Origin of the sequence: Porifericola rhodea, from assembly GCF_030506305.1 — a bacterium.
In the GTDB taxonomy this organism is placed as follows: domain Bacteria; phylum Bacteroidota; class Bacteroidia; order Cytophagales; family Cyclobacteriaceae; genus Catalinimonas; species Catalinimonas rhodea.
In genome coordinates this window covers 2,947,467-2,962,457 of sequence record NZ_CP119421.1, presented here as the reverse complement: position 1 = coordinate 2,962,457, position 14,991 = coordinate 2,947,467, and the positions used below count along the sequence as shown (strand labels likewise).

Genomic DNA, 14,991 nt, shown 5'->3' with positions numbered 1-14,991 from the left:
TATAGACTCTAAAAACTGGAGAGAGACAGACTTTTGTTGGAACTCAGCAATTGAATGTCTCTTTCTTCTATCGCCTTAAAAAAATCATCCAGCTTACGCTGTTTCAGTGATACCATAACTACCACATTGGATTTTCCTCCCACATACTCCTCTTCCAGATTAGTAGCTTTGAATAGCTCTACTTTGTCTATCCAGCGAGACTCAATAATTTCTCTTTCATTAAAGCTGAGCTCATATTGTTTACCTTCCACATCCATCATATAAGTAGGCTCGGCATCCAGTTTTTTTGATAGCTTTTGATTGAGCTTGTTCAAATCGCCTGCAGATTTAGGCATAACAACTACAGCAAGGACCAAGGCAATTAGAAAGTGATAAATCATCGTTCTTATATTAAGCGTTAAAAAATTATATAGCTAATTACGCACATTCTTAGTACTTAGTCTGGAGCGAATCTAACAGTAATTACATATGTATTTCATAAGATTAAGAAACGGAATACATCTAAAAATAGTACAATTACAAGTTACTGTTAACCAGTAAAATAGCTATAATTACTCAATAACATTAGATATATCTATTTTACATCTATCTGATTCTTTCTTATTTCTGTAAGCTACTCGGCTAAAGCTTACATTTATCTTAAGGATTTCCTATATTATATAGGACATTCAGCACGGCCATCAGGTTCATTTTGGTGGCAAAAATATGGCATATCTACTCTTATCAAGCAGGCACATAGCATTCTACCTACACATACTGTTTTGGACTACAGTTGATCCTGACAGATAATATTAAACACTGTATCATACACTATTAACCTTTTTGCTATGAAACATGCTCAAACCCATAAGCTAATAGACTTGCTTATCAAAAAGCCGGAAGAATTCAGTAGTACGCACATAAACACACTGCTGGGTATAGACCCTGACCATTTGCCGGAAAATCCGTATCTCAGTAATGAGCTGGTGGGAGTATTGGATCTTAAGTCCGCCATATTACGCATCTTTGATCAGAATGATGACTTTAAGTTTGACAATGCCAACTCCGGATACCTGGGTAGGCTTAATGACAGAAGCCAGAGAAGAAGAAACCGAAGATTTATCAGAAAGCTGAAGGCTAACCCTAAAGCACTGCGCATAGTGGCCGAGGGTGACTCCTGGTTTGAGCATCCCATTTCTAATGATGTGATAGACTGGATAGACGAATTAGGAGGAAGAGACGCTGCTGTATACAGCCTGGCACGTGGTGGCGACTTTCTAACCAACATTCTGGAAGAACGAGAGTACATTACAGACGTATCTATTATTAACCCGGATGCTTTTCTGGTAAGCGCAGGAGGCATAGAGTTGGTCAATCAAAGAAGAGTAGCTCTAATGGTAAATGCAGAAGGAGCGTATGTAGATGAGGGTTTTAAGCGACAGCATTCTCTCCTCAATCAGGTTCTGCACGACGAAACTTTACCTATAGAAAGCAGAGCAAAAATAGAACGTGGTGTACACTTTCTTAATCGTGAATATTTCTCACTTATAGCTGTACTTGAGCTAAAGTACAAGTATATGATTAAGCAGCTAAGAAAGAAGTTTCCTGACTTAAAGATGATTTGTCATGGTTATGATTATCCTATACCCTCTTTTAGACGAGGCTCATGGTTCCACCCTATAGATCGGCTGATGCGACAAATTGGCGATAATGGGCACCATTTTAAGCAGCCCATGCTCATCAAAAAAATCTACAAACAAGAAGATCAGAACGACATTACTTTCGCTATGCTCCACCTTTTTAACGAAATGCTAAAGCAAGTAGTGAATGATAAAGTGTTTGGCAAAGGAGTATACATGATTGACTGCCGGGGTTATGCCTTACCCGAAGACTGGTTTGATGAGCTACATCTGGAGCCTAAAAAAATCAGGAGAGTAGCCGAAGTTTTTTGGGAAAGCATACGCAATACTGACAGTAGTAAAAAAATATTTTGTGTCAGGCGCTAAAAACAGCCTCCCTGCTACGGGAGGCATATTTTTACTATTAAAACAGTACTTAAGCTTTGACCAGTTCTTCCTGCCAGATTTTACCTTCGGGGTACTGATAGGCTTCCATAGAAGCGGGTTTCATGCTAATGCTATAGCCTGGTAGCTTAGGTGGCATATAAGCAGCGTTTTTGATTACCACCGGATCCAGAAAATGCTCATGCAAATGATCTACATATTCTATAATACGGTTTTCCAAAGAGCCGCTGATCATAATGTAGTCAATCATGGAAAGGTGCTGCACGTACTCGCAAAGCCCTACCCCTCCAGCATGTGGACATACAGGCACATTGAACTTGGCAGCCATAAGTAGGATGCCCAAAATCTCATTAACACCCCCTACCCTGCAACTGTCTATCTGGCAAATATCTATAGCCCTACTTTGTAGCAGCTGTTTAAATATTACCCGGTTCTGGCAATGCTCACCCGTAGCTACTTTTACCGGAGCAATAGCTTCTCGTATAGTTTTGTGCCCCAGCACATCATCGGGGCTGGTAGGCTCTTCTATAAACCAGGGCTTGTGTCGGGCAAGTATCTTCATGTTTTTGATAGCTTCCTGCACATCCCATTTCTGGTTAGCATCCATCATCAGGCGAATATCATTGCCTATCTCCTCTCGTATAATTGCTGCTCTGCGCAGATCATCCTCCAGGTTACTTCCAACCTTCATTTTGATGTACTTCCAGCCTGCTGCCTTGGCTTCGCGGCACAGCTTCCTTATTTTTTCTTCTGAATAGCCCAGCCAACCGGCGGAAGTGGTGTATGCCGGATAGCCATGCTCCTGCAAATAAGCGATTCGCTCGGCTTTGCCCGCTTCCTTTTCTTTAAGCATAGCCAGGGCCTCTTCGGGCGTAATTACGTCGGTGAGGTAGGTAAAATCAACACAGGCCACCAATTCTTCAGCACTCATATCGCTAATCAGTTTCCAAAGGGGTTTTCCTTCTGCTTTGGCATACAAATCCCAAACCGCATTAACAATTGCACCGGTGGCCAGGTGAATAACCCCCTTTTCTGGCCCCAGCCAACGTAACTGGCTATCGCCGGTTATCATACGCCAAAAGCCCGCCATATCGCAACTAAGCTCTTCTACAGGCTTATTGATAATCAGATATGATAGTGCTTCTATGGCCGCTACACATAGCTCATTTCCCCTGCCGATGGTAAAGGTAAGCCCGTGACCTTCCAGACCTGGCTGATTGGTTTCCAGAATTACATAAGCAGCTGAGTAGTCTGGATCCGGGTTCATAGCATCTGAACCATCCAGGTCGCGACTGGTAGGGAAACGAATATCCCTTACTTTCACATCAGTAATAATCAGGTTTTTAACCCCCATTTTGATATTGTTTTGGGTTGTACGATTGGTATGTGTGTGTAAATACGAATTCAATAGTTGAAATAATGATGTAAAATTATTCCCGGCAACAGTGTTTATCTAGCAGTAAATTGACCAAGCCCAATAAGATTTTTGCTAGCAATTATACAAGCTAACGCGATTTAGCTTAGCACTTTTTAATGCACGGCTTTGCATAAATTGCTTCAAAAGTTGAGCTCTCGCCTATTTCCTTTATAATCTACGATTTGTACTGATTTTATCTTATCCGAGATAGTTATACACCTTTCTGCCTGATCAAGATAGGCAGAGCCATATGTAAGCTCTTGTTTACTTATTCTGCCGTCTTTAAATGTTAATAGTGCATATGCATCTTGCGGCTGTGCTCTAACTAATTTTTTGCCTTCTGATAATGTACTACTAAGTAGCACCAGACTATCTCCATTGACAGGAGAGAGAATAACCTGTCTAGACTTTAAATCGTACAGATTGGCTAATCCCCGGGTATCTCCTTTCAGAAAAAGTCCACTTTCGGGCGGAGCGGCAGCTTTAAATTTTAAATCTCCATCTCCCAATAGCAACAGCCCCAGAGAAGCATCCTGCCAGCCATATAAAACTTCGTTTACATAAGAATTGCCTGTCAGTAATAAATCTGGATAGCCATCCTGATTATAATCTCCACTTAGAATACCTAATACAGCAGAAAACTGTGCTTCTGTAGGTAAGGCTCTCATATCAAACTGTCCGTTACCCTTATTGATTAATATACTACTCTCAAAACGGGTAGCAGTATACTTATCAGCCCGGTTGAGCAATGAGCGGGGGATTACCTCACCGATTTCTGCCTGTGCATAGGCTTCATAGTCCTGATAGTTCTTTTTTAAGGATACAAGCTGACGAAACAGATCATCGCGACTATGAAAGGGGTATAGCTTGTCTTCGTTCGCAAAATTGGGTAAATATCTTGCCATTAAGGGGTCAGACTTTCCGTTTGCGTCAAAATCATAAGCATAGACATTAAGTGGCTGATCAGCTTTGGGAGCGTAATCTATGTTTGTACCTGCATTGCCCAACACATAATCCATATCCCCATCCAGGTCAAGATCAACTGCATGTATACTATTCCACCACCCGTAAGTGTCCTCCAAATCAAGGCTTTCAGTAACATTGACTAAAGTTCCGTTCTGGTTTTGAAAAAAGGTGACAGGCATCCACTCACCTACTACAATCAGGTCTATCCAGGAGTCGTTATTAAAGTCAGTCCAGACTGCATCACTTACCATACCTATATGACCAAGCCCCTCTGCTGTATGGCTAATATCTTTAAAATTTCTGGTATTATTTTGCAGCAAGTAACTCCGAGGTGCTTTTGGGTAGGCGGCAGGTGAATACCTCCCTCCTACAAAAAGATCAATATCTCCATCTTTATCATAGTCAGCTCCACTTACACAGCTTCCGCTAGACGAGATAGTCGGCAGCACTCCTGAAGCAGGGCTGAAGTTGCCTCTGCCATCGTTTTTATATAACCTATCCTGATACTCCAGTGCAGCAGGACTATATTCGCTTCCTCCACTTACTACATACAAATCATTATCACCATCCAGGTCATAGTCAAACAGCAGCATACCCATATCTTCATACTCTACATCCTCTTCCAATATGTTATATTCACTAAATGAAGCATCCTGATTTTGAAGGAATAAAGTGACTGGCTGTCCTTTGGCTCCTCCAACTATAAAATCAATTCCAGGCTTATCATCTACTTGTGCTGCTACCACTGCCGGGCCGGCGCGTGAATACATTTTCGGTAATAAAGGCTCAGCGTTAAAGTCTATGTAATTATTTTCATGATGGGTATATTGTACTTTACAGGAATCGTTTACCTGGACGAAGATGGGTTGAGAAGCACCCAAAGGCTTAGAATCTTCAGGGATATTCGCTTTCTGATAATCAATAAGAAGATCCTTATCTGCCTGTACATTTTTGAATATGTGATATTTACCATCTGGCCACACAACTCTTATGGAATCTGCAGTATGATATTTACCAAGCCCAATGTGAACAGGTGTATGCATACTGGAAAGATAGCCTCTTGTGGGCATGTAATAATAGTATTGTTTACCCCCCGAATAGTATACATATATTTTTGCACCTATACCTGCCTTATTATATTTTTCCCCTTTGAGTTTCAGTCTTATTGAATGAGTTTTCTCCTCTCTCTTTTCACTGAGGTTTTTAAAGATAAAAGCTTCTTCATTAATGTTGTTAACGACCAAATCCAGATCACCATCCTTATCAAGGTCTGCATATGCCGCACCATTAGAAAAGGAAGGCGTGCTTACTCCCCAGGCGTCTGACTTGTCTTGATAAGACAGTTCTCCCTGATTACGGTAGAGATAGTTTGAGACTTTTACACTCTTGAGTTGGCGCGCCAGTTCTCTTTTCTTCTCTTTTTTATGAACATCGGTACCAAACATGCTAGAAGATGCTAGATAACGACCAAAATCCAGATTGGTAACATCTTTTACGAAGCCATTAGTAATATAAATATCGCGCAGGCCATCGTTGTCAAAATCTGCAATTAGCGGAGACCAGCTCCAATCGGTTGCATGTACCCCGCTTAACTGGCTGACATCAGCAAAATGCGTTACCCCATCAGCATCATTTCCCCGGTTGAGCTGTAATGTATTGCGCATAAACTGGGGCACGTAGCCAGCTCCCAGCTCTCTTCTGAAGCGCTCATAATTCATTTCTGCAATGGTAGTTTTACGCCTTTCATTGTATTCCGGGAGCATATCTACTACCATAACATCGGGCAGAAGATCATTATTAACATCGCATATATCTACACCCATGCCATTATAGCTTTGATGCCGCTGACTTAGCTCTGATATATCTTTGAAAGTTCCATCTTGCTGATTGATATACACCAAGTCGTTGGGCATAAAATCATTTGCAACATATATATCTGGCCAATCATCACCATTAAGGTCGTCTACTGCTAAGCCCAGACCATACCCCTCGTGAATAATGCCTGCTTTCTCAGACACTTCCACATACAGGGGGTGTTGCAATGAATCACTGAAACCTATATTTTCATAAAGCTTGTCTACTGTTTTGCCTTCAGTAATAGGGTAGTTTTTGTCATGTACATAGCTCTTATCTATAAAATTGACAGTATTGGTCATCAGGTACATGTCCAGATCTCCATCACGATCATAGTCTAAGAACACGGATTGCACACTATATGAGGGGTCTGCCAACCCATAAGCAGCAGCCTGCTCCTTAAAAAGTGGTACTCCGGCAGCATCATTACCTTGGTTAACAAATAGTAAATTTGGGTAACGTTTTTCTGCTATTGGCCCTGCTACATTCAAATATATATCCAAACGGTCATCCGCATTAATATCTACTACTGACACGCCGGTAACCCATTGCTGAGTGCTTACTCCAGCATTAAGAGTTACATCTTTAAATTTGAAGTTTCCTCGATTTAGGTAAAGCTGAGAGCTATTCATGTTAGCAGTAAAAAAAATATCCTCCCACCCATCCTGATTAAAATCACCAATACCTACTCCGCCTCCATTATAGCAGTAGTAATAATTCAAAACATTAATACTATCATTCTCAGTGATAGTATTAGAAAAAAGAATACCGGTATCATCGCTGGAGAGTTGTTCAAACAATTGGTCGTCAGGTAAGAGCCTGTTACAAAAAGTTATAACAGCTCCACAAGAAAACAGCAATACATACGATAATAGCCGGTATTTTTTCATAATCAACTTTTCATCACTTACAGCTTAAGTAAGTCCCGATAAGAGACTAATAGCCGGGGTTTTGTTCAAATTTAGGGTTGGTATCAATATCGTTTTGGGGAATGGGAAGATACTCATGTGTACCTCGTTGGAATACGCCTCCACTGTTAGACCGATACTCCGGATGCTCCTCAAATACATCTGCTGCTATTCCCCAGCGTAAGAGGTCCAGGAAGCGATCTCCTTCCAAGGCCAGTTCTAACACACGTTCGTCTCTAATTTTCTGACGTATTTCATCCTGGCTTAAGCCTTCAGGTATTGCTGGCATATTGGCTCTGGCTCTCACCTGATTAATAGCATCATACACAGCTTGGCCAGGGCCGTTAGCTTCATTTTCCGCTTCGGCATACATTAGCAGTACGTCTGCCAGTCGTATCACCCGACGGTTGTTGGCAGAGTATGACCAACTGCCGGGAGTAAGTGAGCTGGTACGTTCAAAGTTCAGATATTTTCTAACCCATATTTTGTTGAGATCATCTCCGTTAAACGCATCACTAAAATCATCCTGATACACTTTAGCTCCGGGGTAGTTCCACAATATGGTAGCATAAGCCCTGGGGTCAGTTTCACCCTCAGTGGTTTTTTCTTTCATAAAGAGGTCATATACCCACTGATTTACACTTACACTTTTCTGGCTGGTGTAACCTTTAGGTGCTATATCTGGCTCCCAGGCCTGTCCCCTTTGAGGGTTAGGTGTACCACTAGGCCCCCAGTTGCCATCACTGCTACTCTCATACTGAAGCTCAAATATAGACTCAGTATTATTATTAGTTTCCGGCAAAAAGTTATCCTGATAATTACTTACCAGTTGATAAAGGTCAGAATCTATCACCTTTTTGAACTCAGTTGCCGCCTCAGTCCAGTTCTGAGTATACAGGTGGGCTTTACCCAGCATGGCTGTTGCTGCCCCCCAGGTAGCCCGCCCCAGTTCTTCTGCAGCCCAGCTTTCTGGTAATCTACTTTGTGCTTCTTGAAAATCTGACTTAATACTCTCCCATACTGTACTTTGATCTGCTTGTTCTACAAACAAATCTTCTGTTTTATTAACTGGCTCAGTAATCAGCGGAATATTACCCCACATATTTAGCAGATAAAAATGCGCAAAGCCTCTAAGAAAGTGGGCTTCACCTATAATTTCAGCTTTTCTGTTTTCATCCATCTCAATCTCCGGCACATTGGCGAGTACCTGATTAGCCCGTGCTACAATAGCATTAAGCTCACCCCAACCTTCATTAACACGGCCATCTGTAGCTACAACATTGAAGGTTCCTACATCATTAACAGCCGGTTGAGGAAACGTATTTACTATATCTGAGCGCTGTATTGTTAAAATAGCCCCTAACATACGCCCCCAGCCAGGAATAGTAGTTAAAGGACTATATACCCCTACCAGCGCTTTTTCAGCATCCTCAGCGGTCTTCCAGAAAAGATCGGGACTCAGGCGGTTGGGGTCATTGATGTCTAATACCTCATCACTACAATAGCTGAGAGGAAAAAGTACTAGTATAAGACTGAGGCTGATTACGAATCTATATTTATTGCTATATATAAACTTTTGCATGACTAATAGTTTTGAGGCTTAAAAAGAAATATCTAATCCTAAAAATACGCTTCTGGCCTGAGGGTAGGCTTCTACATCTACCCCAGCGCCAAACAGGCCGGTAGCTTTAGTACCACTATTTCTACCTACTTCCGGATCGTAGCCACTGTACTGCGTTAGTGTAAGCAAATTCTGCCCACTAATACTTACACGGGCACTACCCAAACCAATTTTGTCTGTAAGCAATGATGGAATGTTGTAGCTTAACTGTATACTCTTGAGTCGTAGGTAAGAGCCATCTTCTACATAGAAAGAAGAAGATCGTTTGTTATTTGCCGGGTCTATTACGGTAGCTCTTGGTATATTGGTATTTGGATTTTCTGGAGTCCATGCTCTCAGCACATCGGTAATCTTGTTACCGCCATCATCAAAAATGTACTGAAATTTTTTGGCATTCCATAGATCAACACCTTCTACCCCTTGTAAGAACATGCTTAAGTTAAAATCGCGATAGGTAGCGTTAAATATTACTCCATACTCAAAGTCTGGAATAGGATCGCCTAAAAATGTTCTATCATCATTATCAATATCACCATCTTCATCCAGGTCTACAAAATTAAAGTCTCCCAGGCGTGCATTGGTTCTACCATCTGCATTAATTTCTTCTTCGGTCTGGTAAATGCCTTCTACAACATGCCCATAAAAACTTCCCAGAGGGTAACCTGCTTCGGTACGTGTAGCTACTAGAGACTGCTGAGTAAATCCTCCTCCAGAAATAGGGCTTACACCTTCACCAAGCTTGATAACTTCATTGTTTAGAATTGTAAAATTACCCGTTACACTGAATTGCATACCATTACCAGAAGGCACGTGGTTGTAAGTACCGGAAAATTCAAAACCTTCGTTTTCTATAGTAGCAGCATTTTGTACAATAGAGTTACCTACGCCTCCGTATACAGGGATGGGCAAGTTGGTCAAAATATCTTCGGAACGCTTTTTAAAATAATCTAATGTAAGAATGATTTTATCATCCATCAGTCCAAGATCTGCTCCTATATCGGTGGTCTTGGTGGTTTCCCAAACTACATTAGGATTAGCAAAATTAGTTAGAGCGGTACCTGATTGTCTACCTCCATCAAAGAAGTAATCGGTATAGATATTCAGGCCGGTGATGGTTACGTAATTACCTATATTTTGTGATCCAAGCTCGCCATAGCTTCCTCTAAGTTTAAGATCACTAAGCAGTCCTTCAGGGAAGAATGCCTCGTCGCTAATACGCCAGCCTAGCGAAATTGAAGGAAAAGTACCGTAACGATTTTCTTCTGTAAATCGCGATGAACCATCTCGGCGCACAGTAGCACTAAACAGATACTTTCCATCATAATTGTAGTTGACTCTTCCCAGTAAAGACTGAAGGGCATTTCGCTGCAAATTTCCATAAGAGTTAATTTCTTCATTGGCAGCATCTACTACCCTGAGGTCATTGGTAGCAAAATCTGTAACTTGCGCACCCACCAATCTGGTTTCTCCAACTTGTTGTGTAAACCCGGCAAGCAGGTCTACCTCATGTTTTTCAAAAGCTTTGTTATAGTTTACGGTATTTTCTATTAGTGTACCCAGGCTACGTGCCACACTTTCGTTAAGATCAGCTACATCATTAAAAGCTTCCTGAGAAGTACTAAAGAAAAAGGTAGGGGTAAAATTATAGTTATGCACTACAGTATAGTCTATACCTACGTTTAGCTTATAACTAAGACCGTCTAAAAACTCATATTCTGCACTTACATTGCCCAGTATACCATCGGTGGTATAACGATTATCATTCAGCTTGGCTAGTCCATACCAGTTTATGCCTCTTGCTACTCCATGATACGCCGGCTCAATTCCGGCAAAGCCTCCGTCATTATTTTCATCATATACAGGAATGGTGGGCAACTCTCCCCGTTCACGTCCAAAGTAAGTATTAGGGTTATTTACCTCACGGGCTATGGATAATGACTCTTCAATTTTAAACCTTCCTTTGGTAAAAGCAGAATTAGCTCTGAAATTATATCGCTTGAAATCTGAATCCACCACGATTCCTTCCTGGTCAAAATACTGACTGGAGATAAAATATGTAGTATTCTGGTTACCCCCTGAGATGCTAAGGTTAAGATCAGTAACCGGAGCAGGATTAATTGATAAATCCTGCCAGTCAGTATCTATTGTTGGGTCAAATTCTGCGTCATTTGCCAATGCCCGGGGCTGTCCGTCATTATCATTAGCCAGATTACGAAAGTCTGCATACTGCTGTGCATTTAGAAAATCAAAAGTATTAGTAGGCCCTTGTATTCCTAGTTTGCTGCTAAAATTAATTTGAGTTTCTCCGGCAGTACCGCGCTTGGTAGTAATAATAATTACTCCATTAGCTGCTCGGTTACCATAAATAGCTGCGGCCGCAGCGTCTTTTAGTACTTCTACTGATTCTATGTCATTAGGATTGAGAAAAGACATAGAGTTGGTAATATTGCCATCAATTACATAAAGAGGCTGGTCGTTCCCTAAAGTACCTGAGCCACGAATAACAATATTCACGCCCGCTCCTGGTGCCCCTCCTCCATTTTCTACTCTTACACCTGCCACTTTACCCTGTATGAGACCGGCAGAATTTCCGGTAGTTACGTTATTGATATTTTTGGTAGAGATAGACCCAATCGCACCGGTAACGTTTGCCCTTTTTTGAGTTCCGTAACCTACTACTACTACTTCCTCCAGTTGCTTGGTGTCTACTTCTAAAGACACATCTATAGTTTTTTTATTCCCCACTTCCATCTCCTGAGAGAGATAACCAATAGAAGAAAAGACTAAAACTTTATTTCCCTCACTACTTAAAGTGAGACGATAATTACCTTCTATATCAGTTACGGTACCGTTAGTAGTTCCTTTTTCCAGTACTGTAACCCCGGGTAAAGGCTCGTTTTCGCTATCTGTAACATGCCCGCTAACTGTTAGCTGCTGTGCAAAAGAGGAGGTGGCTATCAGCCAAAATATAATAAATAAGAATCTACAGGATCTCCTCCCCTGTTTCGAAATGAATAGGCTTAGTAAATACATAGGTTGTTGTAATTATAGTAGTTATAGTATATTGCTGCATATTTCTCTAAATCAACTAACAAGTTACTCTCTTTGTAGCATAGGAGCTACCTTTACATCCACTCCAAACAATACTTTTTTTGCAACACAAGCTATTTATATTGATTTTAATGCATAAAAAGACCAAATTTATCAACAGATTTTGATTAAGTGATAAAATCACATATAAAATGAACGTCTATGAAAGCCGAGTTGATCAGCCGAACCATCCATCAAAACAATTCCTTTTCTTTAGAACATCATGTATACCCAAGCTTCCTGAAAAAGTGGCACTATCATCCTGAACTGGAGCTAGTCATTGTAAAAGAAAGTACAGGCACTCGCTTTGTGGGAGACAGTATAGAAAAATTTTCTCCCGGTGAAATTGTCCTGCTGGGACGTAACCTCCCCCATCTTTGGCTGAACGATAAAAACTATTTTGAAGAAGACTCCGACCTACAGGCTCAGGCGTATGTTATCCATTTCAGTGAAAATTTTGCAGGCAGCTTATTTAATATTCCGGAGCTCTCCAACATTAAAAATCTATTTGAACGCTCACGCAGAGGGATAAAATTTGAAGGTATGACTAACCGAATCATTGCCCAAAAAGTAGAGCGTATGTTTGAAATGGAAGGTTTTGATAAGGTAATGCAACTTTTGAAGGTACTTAACGTGCTTTCTACTCACCATCAGTCAAAACCTCTCTCCAGTGCTGGCTTTGTAGATAGCTTTAAAAGTAAGCAAAACAGTAAGCTTATTGTGGTATACGAATATATTATGAACAACTTTAAGCAGGAAGTATCACTTGATATGGTTGCGGAGCTGGCTAATATGAATCCTTCTGCCTTTAGCCGTTACTTTAAAAGCATCAACAAAAAGACTTTTACCCAGTTTTTGAACGAGGTTAGAATTGGCTATGCCTGTAAGTTATTACAGGAACACCGTTACAACATTGCCGAAGTCTGCTTTGAGTCTGGCTATAATAATATCTCTAACTTTAACCGTCAGTTTAAAGCCCTGAAAAACATGTCTCCTTCGGCTTATGTAAAGATGTATGCCCAACTGGAATACAACTAAAAAACGGTCATTTTTAGAGTTCCAGGTGCCGTGAGTTAACGCTATGGCCTAGGAAGATAGTAGCTTTAGTATCAAAGTCTTCTGTAGACTCAGTGGTATAAAAAGCTACTTCTCCCTTTTTGCTACAGCGCTCTTCCAGATCAGGGTGATGCCCCAGGTACTGGATAAGGCTCTGGGTAACTATCTCTCCCTGGGTCAGTAATTTGATATGAGAAGGAAGAAAATGGCTAATCTTGCTGCTCAGCAAAGGGTAATGCGTACAGGCTAGTGCAATCGTATCAATTTCCGCAGACTGCGTAAGTAGCTGGTTCAGGTGTTTTTGAATGAAATAGTTGGCCCCATCAGACTCGTGTTCATTATTCTCTACCAGCGGCACCCACATGGGGCAAGCTTCCTGAAAAACTTTCACCTGAGGAAAAAACTTGTTAATCTCTATTACATAAGACTCTGATTTTACTGTACCGGCAGTTGCCAATATTCCTACATGACCACTTTGAGAGAGGTTTCCTATGATTTCGGTAGTAGGCCTAATTACACCCAATACCCGCCTATATGGGTCTAGTTTAGGAAGGTCTCTCTGCTGAATAGTTCGTAGTGCTTTGGCAGAAGCAGTATTACATGCAAGTATGACCAGGCGGCAGCCCATATCAAAAAGGTGCCGTACGCACTCCAAAGTGTAGCGGTAGACCGTCTCATAAGAACGTATGCCATACGGTACGCGTGCATTGTCTCCCAGGTAGATATAGTCGTACTGAGGAAGTTGCTTTACAATTTCCCGAAAGATGGTGAGCCCCCCGTAGCCGGAGTCAAAAATACCGATAGGTCCCTGTGCCTGATTATGCAAAATCAATCTCTTATCTAGCTAGTTGTTCTATTTACTCTTAATCTGCACAACAATTATCAAACCAACAATATTACTGTTTACCACTCCTGCTAGTGTAAGCTAAACTTAAATCATAAAGCCCGAGTAAGGCAACAAGTAAATGTAGAGTGAAATCACTTAAAATTAAAAATTTAAGCATGAAAAACTCTCAGTTTATTATATATTGATACCGCATAAGGCTAAAGTGTATTTTAAACATAACCAAAGCTTATGAAAGTATATCTGGGCATATTTTTAGTACTAGTGAGCTTACTTTTAGCGGCTCTAACCTACATTAATGTAGTAATGAAGAAACAATTTACAATGAGCGGTGGAGGGATCAACTTAATAACCTTTGCCAGTATACTATTGCTAACTGGTATCTACCTGATGAAAGAAGATTAAGATTTGCAGACCTGGGTTTATAATAATTTAAGCTCAATGCTGCCAACCGACATACAAAAAGTAAACGGCTCATCTTATAGGGTGACTACAAGAGAAAAAACCATTAAAATGGAAAGACAATGGCTAATTAGAAATTATAGTTTCATTAATTTGAGAAATAGGAAACTACGATTTTTATATTCAAAATATATTGTATTAATATTTATTGCTGTATGCAGTTACGGGTGTTCAAAAACCACCTATTCCGTTACTCCTTTTTATGGGTATGACTATCAAGAAAACAGCCAGTTAATCGTAGCTAAATTTCAGAATGCACCCGATGATATAATTGCTGAAAATGCTACGCGCTTAATGCAAAACTTGTACAGTGATTGTAATACTTTAGAGGTTATACCTTATGATACTGTACAGAATATTTTTTATAAAAATATATCGTATGTTGAGCCTATCTGGGAAATTGACGTACCTTTTCTAGTCAAGCTCTATGAAGCCACTCGGGCTCGCTATTTACTGGTAGGAAAAGTTTTAGGACAGTCAAGCAGCACCCCTCCCTTAAGTATTGCCGAAAGGTACTCTACTGGCCAATTGGAAGCACCACAAAATAACTGGATTATGCTAGAGTTTACTTTATATGATCTGGCTAGCAGTACAAAAGCTTTTCAGTTGCACACCCGAACCAAGGCCGGAAAGTATGATTACAAGCGCAGTGACGGGAGTGTGTTAAGCATGCATGCGCCAATAAATTTACTTCATAAAGCTTTTGATAAAAGTAGTATAAAGCTTACCAAGCTTTGTCAATGTAAGTGAGATGTGATGAGTTAATATTG

Annotated in this window: 10 protein-coding genes; 4 read left to right on the top strand and 6 right to left on the bottom strand. The window is 40.7% G+C overall.

What is annotated here, in order from left to right; genetic code table 11:
* Positions 1 to 8: 8 nt before the first annotated feature.
* The gene (locus PZB74_RS12060) at positions 9 to 335 is read right to left on the bottom strand and encodes a hypothetical protein (RefSeq protein ID WP_302236297.1); all 327 of its coding nucleotides are present in this window, start codon (positions 333 to 335) and stop codon (positions 9 to 11) included.
* A 492-nt stretch (positions 336 to 827) separates the two neighbouring features.
* On the opposite strand from PZB74_RS12060, the gene PZB74_RS12055 reads away from it, so the two are divergent.
* The gene (locus tag PZB74_RS12055) at positions 828 to 1,985 is read left to right on the top strand and encodes a hypothetical protein (protein ID WP_302236295.1); all 1,158 of its coding nucleotides are present in this window, start codon (positions 828 to 830) and stop codon (positions 1,983 to 1,985) included.
* A gap of 49 nt (positions 1,986 to 2,034) precedes the next feature.
* Here the strand turns inward: PZB74_RS12055 and PZB74_RS12050 are convergent, their stop codons facing one another.
* The 4 genes from PZB74_RS12050 to PZB74_RS12035 form a co-directional block, all read right to left on the bottom strand.
* Complete coding sequence (locus PZB74_RS12050; RefSeq protein WP_302236293.1) at positions 2,035 to 3,357, bottom strand: L-fuconate dehydratase; 1,323 nt, start codon at positions 3,355 to 3,357, stop codon at positions 2,035 to 2,037.
* 203 nt (positions 3,358 to 3,560) lie between these two features.
* Positions 3,561 to 7,130, bottom strand: coding sequence for a VCBS repeat-containing protein (locus tag PZB74_RS12045; protein ID WP_302236291.1), 3,570 nt, complete (start codon positions 7,128 to 7,130; stop codon positions 3,561 to 3,563).
* Between the two features lie 46 nt (positions 7,131 to 7,176).
* A complete protein-coding gene (locus PZB74_RS12040; RefSeq protein WP_302236288.1) occupies positions 7,177 to 8,730 on the bottom strand; it encodes a RagB/SusD family nutrient uptake outer membrane protein in 1,554 nt (517 codons plus the stop codon).
* Between the two features lie 18 nt (positions 8,731 to 8,748).
* The gene (locus PZB74_RS12035) at positions 8,749 to 11,802 is read right to left on the bottom strand and encodes a SusC/RagA family TonB-linked outer membrane protein (RefSeq protein ID WP_302236287.1); all 3,054 of its coding nucleotides are present in this window, start codon (positions 11,800 to 11,802) and stop codon (positions 8,749 to 8,751) included.
* 219 nt (positions 11,803 to 12,021) lie between these two features.
* Between PZB74_RS12035 and PZB74_RS12030 the strand changes: the two genes are divergently transcribed.
* Positions 12,022 to 12,897, top strand: a complete 876-nt coding sequence (locus PZB74_RS12030; protein ID WP_302236285.1) for an AraC family transcriptional regulator — start codon at positions 12,022 to 12,024, stop codon at positions 12,895 to 12,897.
* Between the two features lie 13 nt (positions 12,898 to 12,910).
* Here the strand turns inward: PZB74_RS12030 and murI are convergent, their stop codons facing one another.
* A complete protein-coding gene (gene murI / locus PZB74_RS12025; protein WP_302236283.1) occupies positions 12,911 to 13,741 on the bottom strand; it encodes a glutamate racemase in 831 nt (276 codons plus the stop codon).
* Between the two features lie 249 nt (positions 13,742 to 13,990).
* Here murI and PZB74_RS12020 point away from each other — a divergent pair, with 249 nt between their 5' ends.
* Entirely contained in the window at positions 13,991 to 14,164 is a 174-nt protein-coding gene (locus PZB74_RS12020; protein ID WP_302236281.1) for a hypothetical protein, read from the top strand.
* A 36-nt stretch (positions 14,165 to 14,200) separates the two neighbouring features.
* A complete protein-coding gene (locus PZB74_RS12015) occupies positions 14,201 to 14,971 on the top strand; it encodes a hypothetical protein (RefSeq protein WP_302236279.1) in 771 nt (256 codons plus the stop codon).
* Positions 14,972 to 14,991: the final 20 nt, after the last annotated feature.